This is a genomic window from Psychromonas sp. (genome assembly GCF_047632995.1).
In the GTDB taxonomy this organism is placed as follows: Bacteria; Pseudomonadota; Gammaproteobacteria; order Enterobacterales; family Psychromonadaceae; genus Psychromonas.
The window spans coordinates 1-21121 of the sequence record NZ_JBLIEK010000067.1 but is presented as its reverse complement, the minus strand read 5'-3'; the positions used below and the strand labels follow the sequence as shown (position 1 = coordinate 21121).

The window sequence follows — 21121 nt, the reverse complement described above, 5'->3', positions numbered from 1 at the left end:
ATCCGCAAATGCCGCAGGGATTAGGGGAATTTGGTCTTTAAAAATCACTTAATTTTTCGCAATTACTGCTATCGCCTTTTAGCAGCAATAAAAAGCGCCGATAAAAGACCCTATTGCCGATTATTGTTGCAATAAGCCGTTACCACCATTCTATTTTTCATTTTTCTGTAATATAAATTATCTCTGCAAAGGGCTCTTTTTTATTTTCGCTGCTTTTATTGAGTTGGAAATTGTTTTTATTTAAACGATAAAATAGCGAGGTTTGCTCTGTTGTAAACAGCTCAATCACGTAACTGCTGTCGTTTTCTTGTTGCAGCAACCAATATAAGGTCTTCTGCTTAGATTGCGCTTGCAGTGCTTTATATTCTTTATGCGACAAAGCAGTAGGGGATAAAGGTGAATTTAACCCTTGTTTACTTAGCAGCTGCTCTTTAGCAGAAGGCGCGTGTTTGCTCTTAGTCGCGGCAATAACAGACTCGGTATCTGTTCTCTTCTGCACGGCGCTGGCAGTTTCTGCTTTGGATCTGCTTTTCATCATTTTTTTATCGGCAATAAGAGGTGCTTGTACCGATGCAATCAAGGGCATCTCACTTTCTGCAAAAGCATCATCAGCCCCTCCAGCAATCATCTCTTCTTTAAATGTTTGTTGTGCGCCTAAAGACCGCGCCGATTTATCGCTGGAACGGCTTAAATCCAGTTCTGTTACCGATGCAACTAATGACTCACTTTGCTTAGATCTGCTAATATGATCGACAGATGCTAATGTACCTTCATATGCGGGGTTAATAGGGCCGCTTAGTTGATGGTTAACAATTGTTACGCCTAATAGTAGAGAAGCCGCCATTGCAGCAGGGTAGTACCAAGCCATTTTTTTTCGTTTTACAGCAGGGTGTTTTAACGCTTCTACATTGTCGTTGGTTTGTCGGCTTGGAGTTGCATCTATCTGCCGCGTTGGTTTAGTCGCTACTGCTTTATGTGCAGCGGCGAGAATGCGTTGATCTAACAGCTCACTAGGCTGCTCTGTTGCATCATCCCCGGCCTGATCAGACAAATCATCATAAAGTGACTGTATAAAGGCCTGGTCATCTGCCAGTGCTTGATCATCTTGCTTGTTAGTTGTCATAAAAACTTAACCCCTTGCGCATTTTCTGTAACGCATAACGCCAACAGCTTTTTACTTTTTCTCTGTTCTGACAGGTTATCCTGGCAATATCATCGATGCTAAATCCCGCTTCCTGTTTTAATAGAAAGACTTCTCGCTGCTCAAAGGGCAAGGCCGCTATTTGCTCTTTTAACGCGCTAGCTAATGCTTGATTCGCTGTAGCATCTAGTTGCGTGCTGTGATTATTTTCCTCTGTTTGCTGCGTTTTATTACTCTCTTGGTTAGCGCTATCTAAATTATCTAAGCGATCGACAGTATTTTCGCTCTGTTGTTTCTCATATAAGACACTTTTCTTTTGTGCGTGATCAATCGCGATACGCCGAGCAATGGTAAACAGGTAAGTGGTGAATAATGCATTGGCCTGATAACTTGTCCTGTTATTTATAAGTTTAAACCAAGTTTCCTGACACAGTTCTTCGGCCACGGCGGTGGTTAAATTTTGCCGTATAAAAAAACGATAAACAGCCACTTTATGCTTGCCATAAAGCAGATCAAACGCTGCTGCATCGCCCTTTGCATAGGCAAGCATCAGTGTTTGATCCAGTTGTTGTCGGCTTAACTTTTCCTGAGCCTTCGCGTCCAATCCTTTACCCTTATATTGATAACTATCTTTTAAATCTATTTACTGCCAACTCTATCACCGATCTCTTCTTCTACAGTCGGTTTTTTAGTGAGTTGTGGTGCCAATGCATCAGCAAGTTTGACCATATTGATAAATTCCCCACGGTAGCCGTGTTTATCTGTCCCTTTGCCCTGTTGTGCAAGTTCAATGATTTTGTTGATATCCATAGTGGATAGATGTTTACCTCCGCGTAACAGTTGGCCAAAACCTGCAACAGCAGCAGAAAATTGAAAATCTTCACTGGTGGCTTGCATTGATTCTTTAATATCAGCTCTGTTAATGGCTATTTCAATCAATTTACTGCTCTCTTGCTCTGGTAACTTATAACGTAGCTTTAAAAAGGCCAGTTCGTTAAGCGCAATTGCGTTTTCACTTACATCAGCCGTTTGCTGTTTTTTATTTTCTGGAGATTGATAACGCAGTGGATCAACACTTTGGTTCGTTGCACCGTGTAAACTGATTTCATAAATAGCAGTCACCGTATGACCCGCCCCAATATCACCCGCATCAATTTTATCATTGTTAAAATCTTCCCGTTTTAAAGCGCGAGTTTCATAACCAATTAAGCGGTATTCACTGACGATAGCGGGATTAAATTCAATCTGAATTTTTACATCTTTGGCAATAGTGACGAGGGTGGACGATAGCTCTTCCACTAACACTTTGCGTGCTTCGTTAAGGTTATCAATGTAAAACGCATTACCGTTACCATTTTGTGCCAGCTCCTGCATCAAAGCATCATTATAATTGCCGCGACCAAAACCTAAAATAGTCAGCGAAACACCGGATTTTCTCTGCTGCTCAATGCGGTTTTTTAAGGCTTGTTGATTAACCATGCCGACATTAAAGTCGCCATCGGTGGCTAAAATAACGCGGTTAATTCCGCCTTTAATGAAGGACTGATTAGCAAGACGATAAGCCAGTTCAATACCTGCACCACCATTTGTTGAGCCGCCAGCCGATAAACGCGTTAATGCATCAATTATCGCCGCATTGTTGTCACCCTTAGTGGGCTCAAGCACGGTGCCCGCAGCGCCTGCATAAACAACAATAGCAACGCTGTCGTTCTCGGTAAGTTGTTTACTTAACATTTTCAGTGCATTTTTTAATAAACCCAGTTTATCGGCACTGTTCATCGAGCCGGATACATCCAACAGAAACACTAAGTTTGCAGCCGGTCTTTCAGAATTCTGTAGTTTATCTCCCTGAATACCGATATGTATTAACTTTTTTTGTGCATTAAAGGGGCTGGGACCGACTTCGCTGTAAACTGAAAATGGCCCGTTTTCCGGCTGCGCATAATTATAGGAAAAATAGTTGATCATCTCTTCCACTCGAACCGCATCAACAGGGGGCAAGCTACCTTGATTAAGAAGTCGACGTACATTGGAATAGGACGCCGTATCCACATCGATAGAAAAGGTCGAGACAGGTTGCTCGGCCACTAAATAAAATGGATTGTCTGTATTGTGCGCGTAGTTTTCACGATTGCTAAGCGCCATGGTTGGCACTGTTACATCATGGGGAGTAAGAGTATGGCGAAGAGAAGGTTGCACAAGGGCCATTTTAGTTGCTGCACCTTCCATATAATCAGCTTTTCTTTTTTCTAAACGTAAACGTTGCTCTGGTCGTTGTTCACTTTCCATCGCAGCAACTACCTTTATGTCCGTAACTTGTGCACCTATTTCCTTATCTTTAATTAACGGCTGTTCTTTTGGCTGGTCATTATTGACCTTGTCAGGATTATCAACTTGCGGATTTGGGCCACAAGCGGTAACGAGTAATACGCTGCAAAGCGCTGCGACTTGTGCTGTTTTTTGTATTGAATCTTTCATGGTTATTCTCCGTTCTCAGTTATTGCTGTTATACAGTTACTAGCTATAAACGGACGAAGCTTGAAAAGGGGTTAATTAATTTTAAAATAATTTGTAAAGAACTAATAACGGATACGAGCATGCAAATGTGCTGCTCTTAGTTCCTTTTCTCGTCAGACTTATGTTGTTCTCAGCGTTTCGATAAAACTTCTCAAACTAGCGCGTGATATTTACCTCTTTGTAAATGAGCGCTTTTTACCGCCCACACAGACTAAATTCATTCCTGAACTATCTGAATATTAAAATATTTAATTTTTTTAATAATCTAAAAAAGCACCTGAACATGCGGTTTTTAAATCTTAATGATAATCGTTTGCATCTACAAATGATTTCCATTATCATTTGCGTCGTTTTCTATCACTCTATTAAGTACAACGATTACTTTGCTAGTCATTTTCTTTTTGGGTGTAGCGCATTGATTAGATAGAAACATTTTTGTTTACATTTACTTTAGTTTTGGAGATTAAATTTTGTCTAGTGCAGTTATATCGTCGAGTAAATCCACAAACGTTTTTTCCGTGAGCAGTGCTGAGAAAACGGCAATTCAAAATGCGACTGACTCACCTCTTGGAGTGGATCAACAGCTAACAACTGGAGCAGTTGATTTGCAGCATTTTGGTGATCACGCTAATGCCACATCCACTGAAACCCTCTCAGCATTAACCCCTGCAGTGGATGGGCTGGGCGATTCAACCTCATTAGTAACGAGCAACGCAACTGACTTAGCCACGCTTAGCAATTTTGATAGCAGTATACTTTTTGACCCACTGCTAAATCTACTCGAAATAGGCGGGCCAGTTGTGTGGATCCTATCTGTATTTTCTATTCTGGCCTTAACCATCATTCTTATTAAGTTATGGCAGTTTTTCCCACTGCAGGCTGAAAATACCAAAGATGTGAAGCAAGCGCTCAGTTACTGGAAGCAGGGGCAGTTAAGCAAAGCGCAAGCTAGTTTGAAGACCAAGCGTCCGGTCTCCCAGTTGGTAATGAATGCCATGTCAGGGATGCGAGATCAGCAGCCATTAACGTTATTAAAACAGGAGTTAAGTTGCCAAGCGACAGAGAAAATCAATCAGTTTCGCATGCTACTTCGTCCACTTGAGGTGATTGCTAGTCTCAGCCCTTTGCTTGGTTTGATGGGCACGGTTCTGGGCATGATCAGTGCATTTCAAAAGATGGAAGTTGCGGGTAATCAGGTCGACCCTTCCATTTTATCAGGAGGAATTTGGCAAGCCTTGCTCACCACTGCTGTGGGCCTTGCAGTCGCGATCCCTGTTGTTGCGGCTTATAACTGGTTGGATAGAAAAGTTGAGCGGATAAGCGCCAGTATGAACAGTCATGTTACCCGGGTCTTTACTCAGCAACCCGCCGAAATACAAAGCATCAATCACTATACAGAGATACAAAATGCTGCTTGATCTTAACCTGCCAAAACGCAAACAAGCGATTAGCCTGACCCCTCTTATTGATGTGGTCTTTATTCTGCTGCTGTTTTTTATGCTGTCATCGAATTTTACCCAGTGGCGGGCTATCCAATTGCCTGCCAGCAAAGCAGCGCAAGAAGCTTCAAATGAGATTATTCGGGTGGTTTTACACTCTCATGGTGATGAATTTAGTGTCCATGGCAAACGCTACAAAGTGACAAACTTAAACGCCTTGGCTGATCTGATTGCCAACAAACCTCATGCTATTTTTGCGCTGCAGGTTGAAAAGCAGGTTAGCACTCAAGCATTAATCACGCTGCTCGATAAGTTCAAAAAAAGTGGTGCCAAACAGGTTTCACTATCTGGAGTCATACGCTGATGCTAATACCCGAAAATACTAAGCGGCAACCTGCGAGTGATGACAATCTGATCCCGCTGATCAATGTAGTGTTCCTGATGCTTATCTTTTTTATGGTGGCAGGACAAATTCAGCGCTCAGACCCACAGAAAATTGATCCGCCAGATTCGATTAGTGAGCAAGCTATGCAAAAACAAAATACGGCCGAGTTACTGGTGACCCAGAGCGGCGCGTTATACCTAGATGGAAAGGCAACCACACAGCAAGATCTCAGCGAACAATTGCAGCGCAGTGTGACACAAGCGAGCGATCCGCAAAGCTTCACTGTGCAGGTGAAAGTGGATGCGCAGCTCGATGTTGCGCAACTGCAAATAACACTGCGCAGTATTAAGGCTGCTGGATTGCTACGTATCTCTTTGATCACAAAGAAAATAGAGGATCAATTACCATTATGATTTTAGTTCGCCATTACTGCACAGCGATACTTGGCGCAGTGCTTATTCATCTTGCTGGATTATTTCTGCTTAGCTATTCAGTCTCAGGTGGCGCCATGGACAAGGGCGAACAAGGAATTGAGGTTGAACTGGGTATGCTCGGGGATCTGGGCAGTGTCACTGATACACGGAAAAGTGCCGCTATTGAAGCACAGCCCATCGAGGCCAGTGAAATCAGCAAAGAAGCGACAACGGCGCAGCCCATATTGCCAGAGAGTGTACAAAAACCCTCACAAGAGAGTGAACCGCCCGTCGAACTCAGGCAAACCGCCGAGATCAGAGTTAAAAAAGTTGATAGAGAAATAGCTGCGCCTGTATCCGCGGATCCTGTTGAGATAATAGAAACGGAGATAAGAAAAATACCAAGCCAAATCGTGAAAACAATGACAGATCAAGTAATCGATCCTTTACAAGCGTCGTTAGCGAAAAGCGCAGTGGCAACAGATCCACGGACAAAAAATGAACTCAGTACGCTGAAAATGTCGACGGGAAGTGCCAATGCCCTGACCTCGGGAGGAACACCCGGTTATAAGCGAAGCTACTACGCGCTTATTGCTGTCACGCTGGCTAAGCACAAACGTTATCCGAAATATGCCCGTACAAAAGGTCAAGAGGGCACTGTGTTACTCAGTTTCACTGTGCTTAGCAGTGGCTTAGTGAAAAACATTAAGATTAAACAAAGTTCTGGTTATCGTCAATTAGATCGAGCTGTAAAAAAAATGGTCAAAGAAGCATCGCCATTACCACCATTTCCTGCGCAGCAGAGTGAACAGGAAATTATTATAACCATTCCAATTGTTTTCAAACTAAATCAATAGTCACTGAAACATTGGTAAAAAAGGAAGTTATTATGTCTGAAGTTGTTACGCCAGAATTTAGGGTTTCTCACCATACTCACTACGACAGTGAACAAATTAATAAGAACAGTAGTAAAAGTACTAATCTGTTTGTTAGCGGCTCACTGGCGTTAGTAATCTCAACGGCTTTAATTGCCGATGTGAAAGCTGAAGAGGTTAATCTCGATGCCTTATTGGTAGAGGATACAAGCATTGCTGCAGACGCTAATCCTTATTCAGAGCCTGGCGCGCCCTATAAAGCCAAAAAACTTTCCGATAGTAAACGCAGTCGAGATATTGCTGACACGCCTGCAACGGTTACAGTGCTCACTAAAGAGGCAATTGCGGATTCAGGGAAAACAGAGTTAAAAGATATTCTTAGCGCGCAACCGGGGATTACCTTGGGTACGGGTGAAGGAGGCAACTCCTTTGGTGATCGCTACGTTATTCGTGGTTACGAGGCGCGCAGTGATGTGTTTACAGATGGCCTGCGTGAACCGGGTCTTATCTCTCGTGATACTTTTGCCTTAGAGCAAGTTGAGATAAGTAAAGGGCCTAATTCGACATTTGCAGGTCGTGGTTCAACAGGGGGGGCGGTCAATAGTGTGACCAAAAAAGCGAGTTTAGATGATGATTTTGTCAACCTATCTGCAGGACTCGGAACAGATAAATTCCAACGTTATACTGTTGATGGCAACAAAGTAATTAATGATGATCTGGCTGTTCGTCTTAATCTACTTTACGCTGAGAAAGATGTGCCGGATCGAGGTCCTGCTGGAGAGCAACGCATTGGTGCATTGCTTTCAACGGTTTATCAAGTAACCGATGACTTAAAGATCGCTGCAGATTATTACCATTACCAATCTGATGATACACCTGATGTGGGGACTTATCTGGTTGATGGTGAGCCGAATGGCGAACAAGGCTATCCAGGTATTAAAGACCTAGACTTTTTGCGTTCTCAGGCGGATACATTAACCCTCACCATGGCCGTCGATATAAATGATGCAGTACGTCTAGAAAATAAAAGTCGTTACGGCAAAACCTCTAATGAATATATTATGACCACAATACGGTCTGATGGACAAGATCGCACCTTTGCTGGTTGGCAAGACAATGAATACCTAGGTAACCAGACCAACATAATCATTGATCAAGAGATTGCTGGACGTCGCCACACAATTATCACGGGTATTGAGTTGGCCCAGGAAAAAGTACAGGGCGCGACCAGTGCTTGGGCACAGCGCATGGCTGGTGGTGCGTACGATATTGATTTTTCCACTAATACGGCGACCAAACTTGGCGAAGCGACCGATTATAAATTGAATACTGTCTCTGCATACCTAATGGACACCATCACCCTTAATGAAGACTGGGAGCTGTTTGCCGGGTTACGTTATGATTATTTCCAATACGATTTATGGCTTGCTGCATCAAACGGACGTGGTGGCCCGGTTCCTGAGAAAAACTATGGATATTCAGACGGATTTTTCAATGGTCATGTTGGTGTAGTCTATTCTCCTTGGGAAAACGGTAATATTTACGCAAATTGGAGTACTTCTGCAAATATTAATGGTGGCGAAGCGGACTCTGCAGGTAACTGTGGTTACGGCGGTATCTGTACCGATGACGAGGGTAATTACAAAAACGCTGAGCCAGAGGAAAGTGTTAATCTTGAGCTAGGAACTAAATGGAACTTGATGGATGAGCAGTTACTGCTTAGTGCCGCAGTTTTTCAAATTACCAAAGATAATGTTATTGAAGGCGGTAATGATTCTTACGTAACAGGCGGAAATCTTAACACGGGTAAAAACCGAGTTGAGGGGATTGAATTGGGACTATCGGGCAATATTACTAGTAAGCTAAGTGGTCAGTTTGGTATCGCCTTAATGGATTCAGAAACACTGGAGTCTTTTAATGCAGATAATGTCGGTAATCCTAAAGCCAACTTTGCCAAACAAAGTGCTAATTTGCAGTTGCGTTATCAGGTAGTGCCGAAATTGGCAGTGGGCGGTAATGCCACTTACTCTAGTGAAATTTATGGTGGTCAGCCTGATGCAGGCGCATCGGGTAATATTCGCCTCGATGGATATACGGTTTATGATCTCTTTGCCAGTTATCAATTTAGTGAAAAACTTGAACTGCGTGGCAATATTCAGAACCTGACCGACGAAGACTATTACACTGCCGTATACCGTGGGGGAGATATTGTTTATATCGGTGATGCAAGATCGGCCAATTTGACGCTTAATTATAAATTTTAACCGCTGATTGCACATATAGAAACGGCTGCCACGCAAGGCAGCCGCTACTTTAGTCTGAACAATTCCTATTAAAAGTAAGAGATAAAAATGATCATCCCGATTTCATCAGTACTTAGCAAAGATGAAGTGGCGCTTTTCCGCCGTCATCTCGATAATGCTAATTGGCAAGATGGCTGCTTGACTGCTGGCACGCAAGCACTTAGCCAAAAACAAAACCGTCAACTTGATGTTGATTCCAAACTCGCTCAACAATTAAGCGATAAGGTTCTTCATGCATTAGCGCTCCATCCTATGTTTATTTCTGCGGCACTGCCGTTGAAAATATTGCCACCTATGTTTAATCGCTACGATGGCGGTGATCATTATGGTTTTCACGTTGATAACGCAATACGTATCGTACCGGGCACTAGTATCCGACTTCGTACCGATCTTTCCGCTACACTCTTTCTCAGTGAGCCGGAGGAGTATCAAGGGGGAGAGCTGGAAATTGAAGACAGTTACGGGACACATAAGGTTAAGTTAGCAGCAGGGGATCTGATCCTCTATTCATCTACCAGCTTGCATCGTGTCCGTGCGATTGAGCAAGGGCAGCGGACTTGCGCCTTTTTTTGGCTACAAAGTATGATCCGCAGCCATGAGCAGCGTCAAGTACTGTTCGACCTTGATCAAAGTATTCAATCGCTTACCCAATTACATGATCATCAACACCCCGATGTTGTTCGACTGAGCAGCAGCTATCATAGATTAATTCGCCAACTGGCAGATACCTAGAGTAAAACAGATGCATTATATAGCTGAAACGCGTTCAAATATCCCCCACGATCTGGTCAGTGTCAGTGACTACGCCGAACACGCCAAACAACATATAGGTCATGATATTTATGAATATATCGCTGGTGGTGGGGCAGATCAATTAACGCTGCGCAGAAATCGTCAGGCCCTAGATAACATTCAATTGCTGCCAAAAATGCTAAAAGATTGTACTCAAGGTAGCAGTGCATTGCACTTTATGGGCGAGTCATTACGCCATCCGATCATCTTAGCGCCAGTGGCATTTCAAAAATTGGTTCATCCACAGGGAGAAATAGCCACGGCTCAGGCGGCAAGTAGCCTTGAAACAACTATGGTGGTCAGCAACCTGGCCAGTCATAAACTCGAAGATATTGCGCAAAATCTGGACTCAGGTAAATGGTTTCAGCTGTATTTTCAGGAATCACGAGAATTTACTCTGAGTCTTGTAAAACGGGCTGAAGCTGCCGGTTACACTAAACTAATGGTTACCGTGGATACAAGTCTGCATGGAATTCGCAATCGCGCGCAACGTGCCGGTTTTGTGCTGCCTGAAGGGGTTGAAGCAATCAATTTGCGTGATCGTCCGCCGTTACCACGTAAAACCCTATCAAAGCAGCAAAGCATCGTTTTTCAAGGGATGATGACGGAAGCGCCGACATGGGAAGATATTGCCTGGCTACAACAAAACAGCTCTCTCGACATTATTATAAAAGGCATTATGCATCCGGCTGATGCCCTTAAAGCGAAACAAATCGGTGTTGCGGGTATTGTTGTATCCAATCATGGTGGACGTGCTTTAGATTCAATTCCCTCGGCCATTGAGCTATTACCGAAAATCAGAAAATCACTGGGCCCTGACTACCCGATTATTGTAGATGGGGCGATTGAGCGTGGTACGGATATCTATAAAGCGATTGCCTTAGGCGCGAATACCGTGATGGTCGGCAGGCCGCAGCTGTATGCGCTAGCAGTCGCCGGGGCATTGGGCGTCGCCCATATGCTGCGTGTACTCAGGGAGGAGCTGGAAGTAACTATGGCGATGATGGGCACACCAACCATTGGCGATATAACGCAAGACACGATTTATCGGGGTGAGCATCGTTAAGTGCCAACCTTCGGTGGTTGTGACGCCACCGCGATGAGCAATTATTCCTGCAGCTGGTGGGCCGATTCAACTAAAAATAATATAGAATTAAATATCCGTTGCCCTAAAATTCATAAGAACAGATTAAATACGTTATCTATTTTTTTCCTTTTGGATCACCAGAGCAAAGATTGACAGTAACTTTTCCTGCGGGTTTATATTTAATTTATATTATTTATGTTAATGTTTTGTTTTATATCAGTTAAAGGAATTTTTACTTTGGAAGCTTACTCATTAATTCAACTCCAACTGCCAGAAGCCAGGCGTAAAGATAAAGCTTCATATATTATGTTAGACACCTATATCAGTACAAAATATTCTAAACTTGCATGGTACTCTGAGGAAGAGAATTCAATCTTTCTTGATATACCTTACACTGTAGATGATTTTTGCAATTCTCTTCAACACTTAGTTATTGGTTCAGATGAAACATTTTGTACTTTCCGTCATACGTTACTAGAACATCATAAACTTTCGGAAGAAGGGGTGGCATGGTTAGATGACAGGCTCCAGATAAGACTCGAGCTTGCTCAGCAGCTTTTACCAGAGACAAAAGTATATCCAATACCTCCATTTCTTCATCTCGTGACTATTAATTGATATCTTCTCCCGCTAAATCAAGCGGCCTCCTGTGCGCATAATTATCGGTGGGCAGGACTGCTCGATATAGATAAATGCGGTGAAAGCGGTATTCCTAGGTTGAGCAAAGAAAAGGAATGAGACGTAGCAAATGCTGCATTAAAAATCATTTTAACAATCTCCCCATTCAATTGGCATCTTGCTAAGAGATGCTGATATTTTATATCTCTTTAAAATTATTCATTATCGAACTCAATTACAATGAAAATATTTATTCTGCTGTAATTGCATAAATACTTGTACATATTTGCCGATAATGTGAGTTTTTACTAAGAGCTAAAATTTAGCAGCGAATCTTTTGCACTTCTTTTTATATGACTTTTCATTAATGTGATCTGAGTTGTGAGAAAAAAAATATAAAGATCTAACCTTATAAATCATTGCTGAGCACCTTACGCAGTTTTACCATTCAAAAAAGCAGGTAGTGACATTATTTTATAGCTAAGTAAGTGAACGAACATATTGAAAAATCAATATATATACTACGCACAGATATTAACGTTATATAGAACAATAGTTTAGAAGGTTTCTGTGTCATAACTTTTTACACTGCGGGTCGGGCAATCAGCCTAAAAAAGGTTTCGAAAGAACACTCTCAAAGTCAAGTAGATAAGCATGTTACTATTAATTATTAGGAAAAATCATGACTTACCAATCGTACCATCCAACTGTTCCAGACAATGATACGGATAGACTGATTGAACTGCTTGGTGTAACCAATAATATTAATGAAGCAGGTTATATACTGCCTGACGGGCGACTACTGCATATGGACCGCAGTAACTGCTTTAAGCGTAAAAACCACCTGGATATATTAAAACTGTTGCCCTCGTTCAGGGGACAAGAACATTCTATTATTGAGACTGATATGATTGCCTTTATGGCTAAAGAACAACTGGTGCGTTTTTGTATCAACGGTAAAATTCATACAGCAGTTAAACCGACATCGAAACAGTTAAGAAAATTATATAGTGTAGTCACTTATCGCTCTAATCCGTTTGACGTTATTATCTCAAATGCAGCAGGGATGACATTAGCGCAACATCTGATTTCAGGGCCGAGTATGTCTGCTTTGGTAAAGATTTTTAATGAATATTCATCTGCAAATACAAGTAACTTTAATGAAGATGAGTTTTCTATTGAACAAGACGAAAAGTATTTCACATTAATATTCCGCTCGGCAATGAAAACGGTGGGCAGAATGAATAAAAAGAGCAAAATGATAAAAATAGAGCCTCTGTATAAAGAGGCGACGCAACTGTTTATGAACCTGATTAAACAATCAGATGAAGCTCAGCTGCAATAATTAACGCCATCTAGCTCTCTATTTAAATTCCTCATTACAAAAGGCAATACCACGATAGTATTTCGCTCTTTCATCTATTACGACTGATTTAATTTACGCTGTAATAATAATATTTGTTTTATCAATTGTGATTTTTCCAGTCCAGCTAATTCTTTTACCAGTAAGTCGCTATTTATTTCATCTTCGACAGGAGGGCTGGGTAAGGGGATTTGTGCTAACTGCGAGACTAGCTGTTCATTCTGGGCGGTGAGCTGCACAATTTTATGCTTATATTTATCGACTTGATCTTCCGATGTTAATTTTCCTGCCAAAATCAGTTTCTCTAACGTTTTATTGATAGGCGTATCCTTTGCTATTTTTTTAAGATAACTACCCGCTTTGATCGATAGATTAAAAGTATAAAGTTTTTTGCCATTATCGCTGTCACGTGATTTTTTACTACGCCAGGCCTTGAACATTTTATTCCGTAACTCTCGGCCGTCCGCTGTTGTTTCTAATAGTTGGCAGATTTGCTGAAATTGAAACTCATTCATATTATTTATATCTACGCCTATGCCGCTGGTCAGTTTTTGCAGAAGGGCTGTTTTTCGAGTGAGGTAGTTTTTAACCCAGTTGCTGTTTACATCATTCCATTTAAAACCAGTTGGCGTATCAACAGTGATCATGTGAATCTCCTTTAATAATCAATAACCATAGCTTAAATAACACAGCGAATAAATAAGTAAAATAAAAAACGGATCCTATCTCACTATTTCAGATAAAAAATATCACATTAAAACAAGTGATAGTGATGCCATGGCGCGGCGCCACTTGTGGCGTGACTATGCGGCATGACTATGCGGCATGACTAAGTGGCGTCATTAAACAGCTAAGCGAGCAGTGATGCAGTGGTGTGTTAAGTGGTGCTGCTTATGGGGCGTTTTTTTTGTGGTTTATATTTTTATAAGGTGTTGATTTTTAATGCACAAAGGCAGGGGCTCTTGTTTTTCGTTCATATGTGACTCGGATTTTGTTGCCAAATCTACTTGGAATTATTTTAAATAATATACTTACTCAATTTATAAATCGTAACTTCCTCGGCGTGTGATAATGATATTCAGGATTTTTTATAGCGTCTTTTATTTTTAGGAGATGATAACTTTTTTGAAAAATATCACTATTTACAAGAGTAAAAAAACCTTTCTCTGCAATAACGTAATCTATCAAGGGGCGTTCTACATTAAAAAAGATTGCTGAACAGTTAGGCTTACATCCGTCAAAAGATAAGACAGCGTCAGTAGACGTGACTCAATTGTTAAGTCTTCGGAAGTGTCTCGTGTTGCAATAACTAACAGCAGTAGAGAGCTTAAACAGTGCTAAAAGTCTGCTGTTATCTTTGTAAATTAGAGTGTCATAAACACTTCGTAATCTTGATCTGATGACATATAACCAGGCAAATTAATATTTTTTAGCCCCGGATATTTCAGCGCGCTTTGTAAAATCTGATGGTTGTATTTTCCAATCTTGTCATCAGCCAGATAATCCTCAATGGGGAACCATTTGGCGTCAAATATCTCGCTTTCCTGAATGGTGATATTCAATGTTAGCGGCTTGAGGCGACACACTGCATAGATGTTGGATGTGTTGAACTGTCCTTGGTGGTGGTGCCTAAAACCGATAAAACTTTGGAACTCGGTTTGAATGTTGGTTTCCTCAAGCACTTCTCGTATAACACCATCTTCGATATGCTCATACGGCTCTAACATCCCTCCGGGAAACTTCCAGTTGTGAGGGTGAGTTTTAATGTGGTCTTTTTCCCTGATAGTTAGCAGCTCGTTATTGGCATTAATAACCAGTCCTCCAACGCCAATAGAGTGTTTGGCGAAAGGTGGAATAATCGCCCCGTCTTCTAACCTTAAAGTCAACATCATGAAATCGGCATCGCAATGGTGATTCATAAAGCCAGCCTGATATAACTGCGGCAATAAATTAGCACGCGCATTGGGGATCTTAATCCACACCACCTTGATCTTCTGGCTCCGCCATATTTTTAATGACTCGTTGAGCTGTGATGCGAAAATATCACTGCTGTCAGGGAGAGCCTTTGGGGAGACATAAGTTCCACCGTACTGATTGTTAGTGGAATCAAGATAATTCATAGATAGGTCCTTCAAAGTGGTATTTACTGAGGTTAGTGTGAACAAAAAAACCAACTTATTCAATATCAATTTTAGGCGTAAGCTCAGTTAAGCGGAATAATATGGTTGAATTTCTTTGCCGCACTGCAATAGGGGCTGAGGGTCAGATCTATTTTTTTGCTATTGGTAGATTAAGGCATTGATACACATAATATCAACGTTCAGGAGGTATTAAAGCTCAACTGACCTCTGTCAGTTGAGCTTTTGAATTCAACTATTAACCAACGCGTTGCACCGTCAATAGACCAACTTCCATGCTGATTATCCTAACTTCGGTTCCCGCTGCTAGTTGCTCTTCTGCTCTGGTCTGCCAATCGATGCCTGAATAGCGATGAGTGATAGTTCGCCCGAGGGGCAATTCTTCGGTCAATACAAATTGATGACCGATCATGTCATTATTCACCGACTTTGACTTCACTTTGTTTTGCATCCGTTTCATCGGTTTCCAACTGACTAATGCCACGACTGTCGATAATATTGCCGTTGCTAATAATGAATCAAGCCAAGTTTCAGGGATCAGCCCGATTGCCATCAAGAGACCCGTCGCTATGGTTCCTATTCCAATAAAAAACAAAACAAAGGTCGAAAATCCCAATACAAGTACTTCGATGACTAATAAAACAAGACCAAGTACGACTAACGTTTGCGGTAAATTGGATAAGATAGATTCCATGATTAACCTTTATTTAAGCTGTTAATTATAGTCATCGCTTGTGCAACCACGGATGCGGCATCAGTGCCACTGTCTGGTAACAAGACCACCGATGATTCTTTGGCAATAGCCGCCTTAGCTTGAATTGCTTTAGTGGCTAGATCCAGTTGAATTGCCTTTTGACCTTCTTCGGTATTGGCAGCCAGTCCTACCTTGTGTAATGCTTCTGCCTGAGCCAGAGCAACCGCAACGATAGCTTGAGCTTCACCCTGTGCACGCAACACCTGTTGTTCTTTCTCAGCTTCAGCTTTCAATACCACTGAACGTTTTTGACCTTCAGCAACATTAATCGCGGCCTGCCTGTCACCTTCTGATTCTAATATTTGTGCGCGTTTTACCCGCTCCGCTTTCATTTGTGCTTCCATCGCTTCCATTATTGTTTGCGGAGGGACGATATCTTTAATTTCGTAGCGCAGTACCTGAATACCCCATGGACCGGATGCTTCATTAATTGCTGCAACAATATTGGTATTGAGTAGATCACGTTCTTCAAATGTTTTATCCAGTTCCATTTTACCTAATTCAGAACGCATAGTTGTTTGCGATAATTGCGTTACTGCGAAGATATAATCATCGACTCCGTAGCTTGCCTTGAACGGATCTAATACTCTGAAATAGAGTATGCCATCAACGGTTAACGAGATGTTATCCTTAGTGATGGCACTTTGGCTTGGCACATCGACTGCTTGCTCTTTTAATGAACGATCCGCACCAATGCGATCCATAAAAGGAATAATAAAATTTAATCCAGCTTCGCGGGTTGATTGATATTTACCAAAACGTTCGATCAGGAAAGCCCGGTTTTGCGGTACAAAAAGGATTGATGATTTTAAGATCACCACCGCCAACACGAGAATAAAAACTCAATTCTCAAAATGTATTCAAATAAAATGTCCATATTAAGTTCCGTTAATAAAATAAAAAAGGTAGATGATGATAACCTGTTGTTTTGATAAATCAAACAACTGCAGAGTAAGTCTTTGTTGTTAAGGGGGGATTCTCTCCATTATTGATTTGATAAAATTAACGGATCTTATCTTTTGCGTATATTCAACGCGATTTTTATTACTGAATCTATTCAAATGGTGTATTTACTCAATCGATAAATGGTAACCATCCTAGAGTAGGCATTTTATTTTTTATTAAGCATCACTAAAAGCTTGCTTGAGTGTAACGGCACTTGTCAGCACACTAAACACTGTTTAAAACACCGTCGTTTACGTCCTATAATTTGATCTTACAAAGCTACCATCATGTCGTGAAGTAGCAGATGAAGCACAATGCTGACCGCATAACCTAGTGCAATTACTGGCGTCCATTTCAGATGACCGAAGAAGGTATATTTACCATGTGCGGCTCCCATCAATGCGACTCCAGCCGCCGAACCAATTGAAAGTAAACTGCCGCCGACTCCCGCGGTTAAAGTGACTAATAGCCAGTTAGCCAATGACATATCCGGCTGCATCGTTAAAACCGCAAACATCACCGGAATATTATCAACAATAGCGGATAACCCACCCACCATAATATTGGCCCATATCGGATTCCACTGGGTATACATAACCTCTGAGGCTAAGCCTAAATATCCAAATAAGCTTAAAGCGCCAACACACATAACAACACCATAAAAAAATAATAGTGTATCCCATTCGGCATGGGATATACGTTGGAACACATCAAAAGGGACTACCGAGCCGATCCGTTTCAGTGCCGCTTCATCGTTATTGGCGAGTGCTCGCTTGGTTTTTTTAGCCAGTGAACTCTTCAATGTGCAGCGTAAAAAATAACCAAAGAACTGTAAGTAAGCCAGTCCCATCATCATGCCAATGACCGGAGGAAAATGTGCAAAGGCATGAAAGCCAACCGCTGTTGCGATTGTTAACAAAAACAACAGCACAATACGTCGTGCGCCACGTTTTAATTCAACATATTCATTTAAGGTATCGGGCTGAGTTTTAGGCACAAAGCGTGACATGATGAATGCCGGTATTAGGTAATTAGCTAAAGATGGAATAAATAAAGTTAAGAATCCGCTAAAGGGTACCAATCCGGCCTGCCAGACCATCAAGGTGGTTATATCACCAAACGGGCTAAAGGCGCCGCCGGCATTAGCAGCGACAACAATGTTTACACACGCAAGGTTAATAAATTTACTATTTTCCCCTGCAACTTTTATAACAACGGCGCACATTAATAATGCAGTCGTTAAGTTATCCGCAATAGGGGAAATAAAGAAAGATAAGATTCCCGTTAGCCAAAATAGAGTACGGTAGTTAAACCCTTTACTTACCATCCATGCCTGTAATGCATCAAATAAGCGGCGCTCTTCCATTGCATTTATATAAGTCATCGCGACGAGTAAAAATAATAGTAATTTAGAATATTCCAGTAAATTATGATCTAAAGCACTTTTGACAATCTCAATCTGCTCTGGTTGTTCTACTACAAAGCCAATCATTAACCAAATTATACCTGCGGCTAATAATACGGGCTTGGATTTACGTAGATTTAAAACCTCTTCGTTCATCACCAAACAGTAAGCAAGCGCAAAAATAATTAACGATACATAACCGATAGTTGATTGAGTTAGATCTAATGTAGGTACCGCAGCGTATGCAGGGAAAGTAGCAAAAACGCCTAAACTGGCAAGTATAACCCGTTGTATTTTCATGAGAATATCAATCCTTTGAAAGTGATTACAATAAGAATAGTCTATTGCAATGTTTTTGTGGTGGGCCGTTGTTGGAACGCCTTGATTTATTTAAATAACTAGAGTTATATCCATTTGAAAGCGCTTTGTTGTTTTAAATACCAGATAAGGGCAGATACTTCTGTAGCACTTATTTCCAGTACACTGACCGTGGGTATTTCTACACCTTTGTGTGGCGTAGATGGCAAGATTGCTTAAGCAATTTTTGTGAGCTATAGCTTTGATATGCAAAATATAAAATGGCTACATTAGCTGAAAGCGAGGTTATATATCATGAAACAACCATGCTGCTTCGTCACTCTTGTGACTATTGAACTGCTAATCCCGCATGCCCAATCACTTAAAGAGAAACGACGCGAGGTGAGGGGACTAAAGGATCGCATCCGCAGCAAGTTCAACGCCTCTGTGTCTGAAGTGGCATATCAGGATAAATGGCAAAGGGCGGTTTTGGCTATCTGCCTTGTGGGAAGTGACAAAAGTAAGTTGCAGTCAGATACTGCAAATATTCGTAACATTTGCGAAGCGACCACAGATATTGAGCTCACAGCCATCGAGCAGGCGTGGCTGTAATTCACAAGATAAATTAACAATGAGTTAATTCAAAAGGGATTGAGGGCTTACGGCATAAAAATCATAGTGGATAACTGCTTGCCATTGGCCAGTAGTTGGCGTTTAATGATGAATACTTCATTAAACCGTGATCTTGAAAGGGCTTTTTCCACATTAGTTCATGCCCATGCCGGGCGTACACAAGGCAATAAAATCGGAGGCATGACGGCTTGTGTTATTTTGCAAAAACAAAATATGCGCCAGTGTTTGAACTGTTATGTTTCAATATTAATTATTAAGGAGTCGTCATTATCGAATCATTAATTGAATATCCATTTTTATTGGTGCCGTTAATCTTTTTTGCAAGAGTAATTGACGTTTCTCTTGGAACATTTCGAACAATTGTGATTTTTCGCGGCCACAAATTTCTAGCCTCATTTATTGGTTTTTTTGAAATAATTGTTTGGTTAGTTGCAGCAGGGCAGGTCTTAACAAACCTTGATCAGTGGTATCTTGCATTGGCCTATGCCTGTGGTTTCGCCGTTGGTAACTATGTTGGTATTTCGATTGAAAACCGTTTTGCAATTGGTAATGAACTTATACGCTGCATCTCCTTCAATCGTGATCTCCTCGCAGGAAAATTACGTGAGGCGGGCTTTAAAGTGGTTTCATTCGATGGTGATATGGGGGAAGACTATCCTGTTGAACTTCTACTTATTATTGAAAAAAGGAGGAATGTTCCTTCGCTTATCCAGTTAATTAAAGATCTTGATCCGACTGCAGTTTATTCCGTATCGGATGTAAAAAGCGTTTATGAAGGGCCAGATATTCTGCCTCGACATAGTCTATTACATAGTACATTAATGCAGCTGGGGAAGCGTTGATAACGGTAAACTTAGGGTTGGTAGTGCAGTTTCATTTTTGGTAAAACTGCACCTTGATTAATGAATTATGCTTCTGCTTTTAATTCAATATTATCTGCCTGAATAAATGCAGGGTGCGTGGCTAATTGCGCAGCATACGCTGCAATGTTCTTATACTTTTCAAAGTCACCATTATTTTTCACTATTTCAACAATGAAGGACATCATGATGTCTGCACCGCTGAATTGGTCTGCGACTAAATAACGCTTACCCGCTAATGATTCATCGAAAAAGCTAATCACTTTTTCGCTCTCCAGATCAGCATAACCGGCCAGAAAATTAGTTTCGCAGCCATCTTTTGCGACAAACATTTTTAACAGCAAAGGTAAAATCGCAGAACTTTCAGCAAAATGGATCCATTGAGAATATTCAACATACTCTTTTGTTCCGCGCTTGGGAGCGAATTGACCATCAGCGTATTTATCAATCAGGTATTCTGTTATTGCGCCCGACTCAGCTACTATTAAATCATCATCTTCAATGATAGGAGACTTACCTAACGGATGAACTGATTTAAGCTCTACAGGTGCAAGGGATGTTATGCTGTCACGTTGATACGCAACCACCTCGTACTTTACCTTAAGCTCTTCCAGCAACCAGATGATACGTTTGGAACGCGATCTGTTTAAGTGATGTAATTTAATCATTAATATTTACCTTTGATTTATTATTATAGTGGGTTGTTTACTTTAACAACCAATTTTCCAAAGTTCTTACCTTCAAGCAGTCCCATAAAGGCTTCAGGCGTATTATCTAAGCCTTCTATCACTTGCTCTTTATATTTCACTTTGCCTTCTTGAAGCCAGGTGGTCATATCGGCAGCAAATTCGTCATAACGATCTGCATAATCATCAAAGATAATAAAGCCCTGCATTTTAATGCGTTTCACCAAAATTGTTCCCATCAGCATAGACAGACGATCCGGACCGTCAGGTAATGATGTTGCATTGTATTGCGAAACTAAACCACATACAGGCACTCTAGCACCTGTATTGAGCAACGGCAGAACCGCGTCAAATACTTTCCCGCCTACATTTTCATAGTAGACATCAATGCCTTTATCACATGCATTAGTTAATTGCTGTGCAAAGTCTTCTGCTTTATGGTCAATACATTCATCAAATCCCAGCTCTTC

General features: G+C 41.3%; 21 protein-coding genes and 1 pseudogene. 12 read left to right on the top strand and 10 right to left on the bottom strand.

What is annotated here, in order from left to right:
• Nucleotides 1–157 precede the first annotated feature (157 nt).
• From ACJAT7_RS11985 to ACJAT7_RS11975, 3 genes are read right to left on the bottom strand one after another with little or no spacing between them, the layout of a single operon-like run.
• Entirely contained in the window at nt 158–1123 is a 966-nt protein-coding gene (locus ACJAT7_RS11985; protein ID WP_415227036.1) for a hypothetical protein, read from the bottom strand.
• Entirely contained in the window at nt 1113–1745 is a 633-nt protein-coding gene (locus ACJAT7_RS11980) for a sigma-70 family RNA polymerase sigma factor (RefSeq protein ID WP_415227035.1), read from the bottom strand. The genes ACJAT7_RS11985 and ACJAT7_RS11980 overlap by 11 nt, the downstream gene beginning before the upstream one ends.
• A 35-nt stretch (nt 1746–1780) precedes the next feature.
• Entirely contained in the window at nt 1781–3619 is a 1839-nt protein-coding gene (locus tag ACJAT7_RS11975; protein ID WP_415227034.1) for a vWA domain-containing protein, read from the bottom strand.
• Nucleotides 3620–4128: 509 nt separating this feature from the next.
• Here ACJAT7_RS11975 and ACJAT7_RS11970 point away from each other — a divergent pair.
• The 9 genes from ACJAT7_RS11970 (at nt 4129) to ACJAT7_RS11930 (ending at nt 12915) form a co-directional block, all read left to right on the top strand.
• The gene (locus tag ACJAT7_RS11970) at nt 4129–5076 is read left to right on the top strand and encodes a MotA/TolQ/ExbB proton channel family protein (RefSeq protein WP_415227033.1); all 948 of its coding nucleotides are present in this window, start codon (nt 4129–4131) and stop codon (nt 5074–5076) included.
• Nucleotides 5066–5461, top strand: coding sequence for an ExbD/TolR family protein (locus ACJAT7_RS11965; RefSeq protein WP_415227032.1), 396 nt, complete (start codon nt 5066–5068; stop codon nt 5459–5461). Before ACJAT7_RS11970 ends, ACJAT7_RS11965 begins: the two co-directional genes overlap by 11 nt.
• Nucleotides 5461–5895, top strand: a complete 435-nt coding sequence (locus ACJAT7_RS11960; RefSeq protein ID WP_415227031.1) for an ExbD/TolR family protein — start codon at nt 5461–5463, stop codon at nt 5893–5895. The genes ACJAT7_RS11965 and ACJAT7_RS11960 overlap by 1 nt, the downstream gene beginning before the upstream one ends.
• Nucleotides 5892–6752 carry a TonB family protein gene (locus ACJAT7_RS11955; RefSeq protein ID WP_415227030.1) on the top strand — a complete coding sequence of 287 codons (861 nt, stop codon included), beginning with the start codon at nt 5892–5894 and terminating at the stop codon, nt 6750–6752. Before ACJAT7_RS11960 ends, ACJAT7_RS11955 begins: the two co-directional genes overlap by 4 nt.
• 32 nt (nt 6753–6784) lie before the next feature.
• Nucleotides 6785–9034 carry a TonB-dependent receptor gene (locus ACJAT7_RS11950; protein ID WP_415227029.1) on the top strand — a complete coding sequence of 750 codons (2250 nt, stop codon included), beginning with the start codon at nt 6785–6787 and terminating at the stop codon, nt 9032–9034.
• A gap of 87 nt (nt 9035–9121) precedes the next feature.
• Entirely contained in the window at nt 9122–9805 is a 684-nt protein-coding gene (locus ACJAT7_RS11945) for a Fe2+-dependent dioxygenase (RefSeq protein WP_415227028.1), read from the top strand.
• A 10-nt stretch (nt 9806–9815) separates the two neighbouring features.
• A complete protein-coding gene (locus ACJAT7_RS11940) occupies nt 9816–10931 on the top strand; it encodes an alpha-hydroxy acid oxidase (protein WP_415227027.1) in 1116 nt (371 codons plus the stop codon).
• A gap of 258 nt (nt 10932–11189) precedes the next feature.
• Complete coding sequence (locus ACJAT7_RS11935; RefSeq protein WP_415227026.1) at nt 11190–11570, top strand: hypothetical protein; 381 nt, start codon at nt 11190–11192, stop codon at nt 11568–11570.
• A 682-nt stretch (nt 11571–12252) separates the two neighbouring features.
• Nucleotides 12253–12915 carry a hypothetical protein gene (locus tag ACJAT7_RS11930; RefSeq protein ID WP_415227025.1) on the top strand — a complete coding sequence of 221 codons (663 nt, stop codon included), beginning with the start codon at nt 12253–12255 and terminating at the stop codon, nt 12913–12915.
• 77 nt (nt 12916–12992) lie between these two features.
• Here ACJAT7_RS11930 and ACJAT7_RS11925 read toward each other — a convergent pair whose 3' ends face one another.
• From ACJAT7_RS11925 to nhaD, 5 genes and pseudogenes are all read right to left on the bottom strand, one after another.
• Nucleotides 12993–13580 (bottom strand): hypothetical protein, encoded by a 588-nt coding sequence (locus ACJAT7_RS11925; RefSeq protein WP_415227024.1) that lies wholly within the window; start codon nt 13578–13580, stop codon nt 12993–12995.
• A gap of 717 nt (nt 13581–14297) precedes the next feature.
• Nucleotides 14298–15053, bottom strand: coding sequence for an NUDIX domain-containing protein (locus tag ACJAT7_RS11920; protein ID WP_415227023.1), 756 nt, complete (start codon nt 15051–15053; stop codon nt 14298–14300).
• A 256-nt stretch (nt 15054–15309) separates the two neighbouring features.
• Nucleotides 15310–15765 carry an NfeD family protein gene (locus ACJAT7_RS11915; RefSeq protein ID WP_415227022.1) on the bottom strand — a complete coding sequence of 152 codons (456 nt, stop codon included), beginning with the start codon at nt 15763–15765 and terminating at the stop codon, nt 15310–15312.
• 2 nt (nt 15766–15767) lie between these two features.
• Nucleotides 15768–16702, bottom strand: a pseudogene (locus tag ACJAT7_RS11910) (SPFH domain-containing protein).
• Between the two features lie 339 nt (nt 16703–17041).
• The gene (nhaD, locus tag ACJAT7_RS11905; RefSeq protein ID WP_415227021.1) at nt 17042–18475 is read right to left on the bottom strand and encodes a sodium:proton antiporter NhaD; all 1434 of its coding nucleotides are present in this window, start codon (nt 18473–18475) and stop codon (nt 17042–17044) included.
• A gap of 312 nt (nt 18476–18787) precedes the next feature.
• Here nhaD and ACJAT7_RS11900 point away from each other — a divergent pair, with 312 nt between their 5' ends.
• The 3 genes from ACJAT7_RS11900 to ACJAT7_RS11890 all read left to right on the top strand — a co-directional run bounded on the left by ACJAT7_RS11900 (nt 18788) and on the right by ACJAT7_RS11890 (nt 19947).
• The gene (locus tag ACJAT7_RS11900) at nt 18788–19084 is read left to right on the top strand and encodes a DUF503 domain-containing protein (RefSeq protein ID WP_415227020.1); all 297 of its coding nucleotides are present in this window, start codon (nt 18788–18790) and stop codon (nt 19082–19084) included.
• 105 nt (nt 19085–19189) lie between these two features.
• Entirely contained in the window at nt 19190–19387 is a 198-nt protein-coding gene (locus ACJAT7_RS11895) for a hypothetical protein (RefSeq protein WP_415227019.1), read from the top strand.
• Nucleotides 19388–19407: 20 nt separating this feature from the next.
• The gene (locus ACJAT7_RS11890; RefSeq protein WP_415227037.1) at nt 19408–19947 is read left to right on the top strand and encodes a DUF2179 domain-containing protein; all 540 of its coding nucleotides are present in this window, start codon (nt 19408–19410) and stop codon (nt 19945–19947) included.
• 65 nt (nt 19948–20012) lie between these two features.
• On the opposite strand, the gene ACJAT7_RS11885 is transcribed toward ACJAT7_RS11890, so the two are convergent.
• Both ACJAT7_RS11885 and ACJAT7_RS11880 read right to left on the bottom strand, forming a co-directional pair.
• Nucleotides 20013–20633, bottom strand: coding sequence for a glutathione S-transferase family protein (locus tag ACJAT7_RS11885; protein ID WP_415227018.1), 621 nt, complete (start codon nt 20631–20633; stop codon nt 20013–20015).
• Nucleotides 20634–20656: 23 nt separating this feature from the next.
• The coding region (locus ACJAT7_RS11880) for a zinc-binding dehydrogenase (protein ID WP_415227017.1) at nt 20657–21121 on the bottom strand (465 nt) is incomplete at its 5' end.

Coding starts and splice junctions, on each gene's coding strand:
- ACJAT7_RS11950 (WP_415227029.1), top strand. CDS start 6,785: ATGTCTGAAGTTGTTACGCCAGAATTTAGGGTTTCTCACCATACTCAC.
- ACJAT7_RS11960 (WP_415227031.1), top strand. CDS start 5,461: ATGCTAATACCCGAAAATACTAAGCGGCAACCTGCGAGTGATGACAAT.
- ACJAT7_RS11975 (WP_415227034.1), bottom strand. CDS start 3,619: ATGAAAGATTCAATACAAAAAACAGCACAAGTCGCAGCGCTTTGCAGC.
- ACJAT7_RS11915 (WP_415227022.1), bottom strand. CDS start 15,765: ATGGAATCTATCTTATCCAATTTACCGCAAACGTTAGTCGTACTTGGT.
- ACJAT7_RS11940 (WP_415227027.1), top strand. CDS start 9,816: ATGCATTATATAGCTGAAACGCGTTCAAATATCCCCCACGATCTGGTC.
- nhaD (WP_415227021.1), bottom strand. CDS start 18,475: ATGAAAATACAACGGGTTATACTTGCCAGTTTAGGCGTTTTTGCTACT.
- ACJAT7_RS11985 (WP_415227036.1), bottom strand. CDS start 1,123: ATGACAACTAACAAGCAAGATGATCAAGCACTGGCAGATGACCAGGCC.
- ACJAT7_RS11930 (WP_415227025.1), top strand. CDS start 12,253: ATGACTTACCAATCGTACCATCCAACTGTTCCAGACAATGATACGGAT.
- ACJAT7_RS11965 (WP_415227032.1), top strand. CDS start 5,066: ATGCTGCTTGATCTTAACCTGCCAAAACGCAAACAAGCGATTAGCCTG.
- ACJAT7_RS11900 (WP_415227020.1), top strand. CDS start 18,788: ATGAAACAACCATGCTGCTTCGTCACTCTTGTGACTATTGAACTGCTA.
- ACJAT7_RS11895 (WP_415227019.1), top strand. CDS start 19,190: ATGATGAATACTTCATTAAACCGTGATCTTGAAAGGGCTTTTTCCACA.
- ACJAT7_RS11925 (WP_415227024.1), bottom strand. CDS start 13,580: ATGATCACTGTTGATACGCCAACTGGTTTTAAATGGAATGATGTAAAC.
- ACJAT7_RS11885 (WP_415227018.1), bottom strand. CDS start 20,633: ATGATTAAATTACATCACTTAAACAGATCGCGTTCCAAACGTATCATC.
- ACJAT7_RS11955 (WP_415227030.1), top strand. CDS start 5,892: ATGATTTTAGTTCGCCATTACTGCACAGCGATACTTGGCGCAGTGCTT.
- ACJAT7_RS11920 (WP_415227023.1), bottom strand. CDS start 15,053: ATGAATTATCTTGATTCCACTAACAATCAGTACGGTGGAACTTATGTC.
- ACJAT7_RS11945 (WP_415227028.1), top strand. CDS start 9,122: ATGATCATCCCGATTTCATCAGTACTTAGCAAAGATGAAGTGGCGCTT.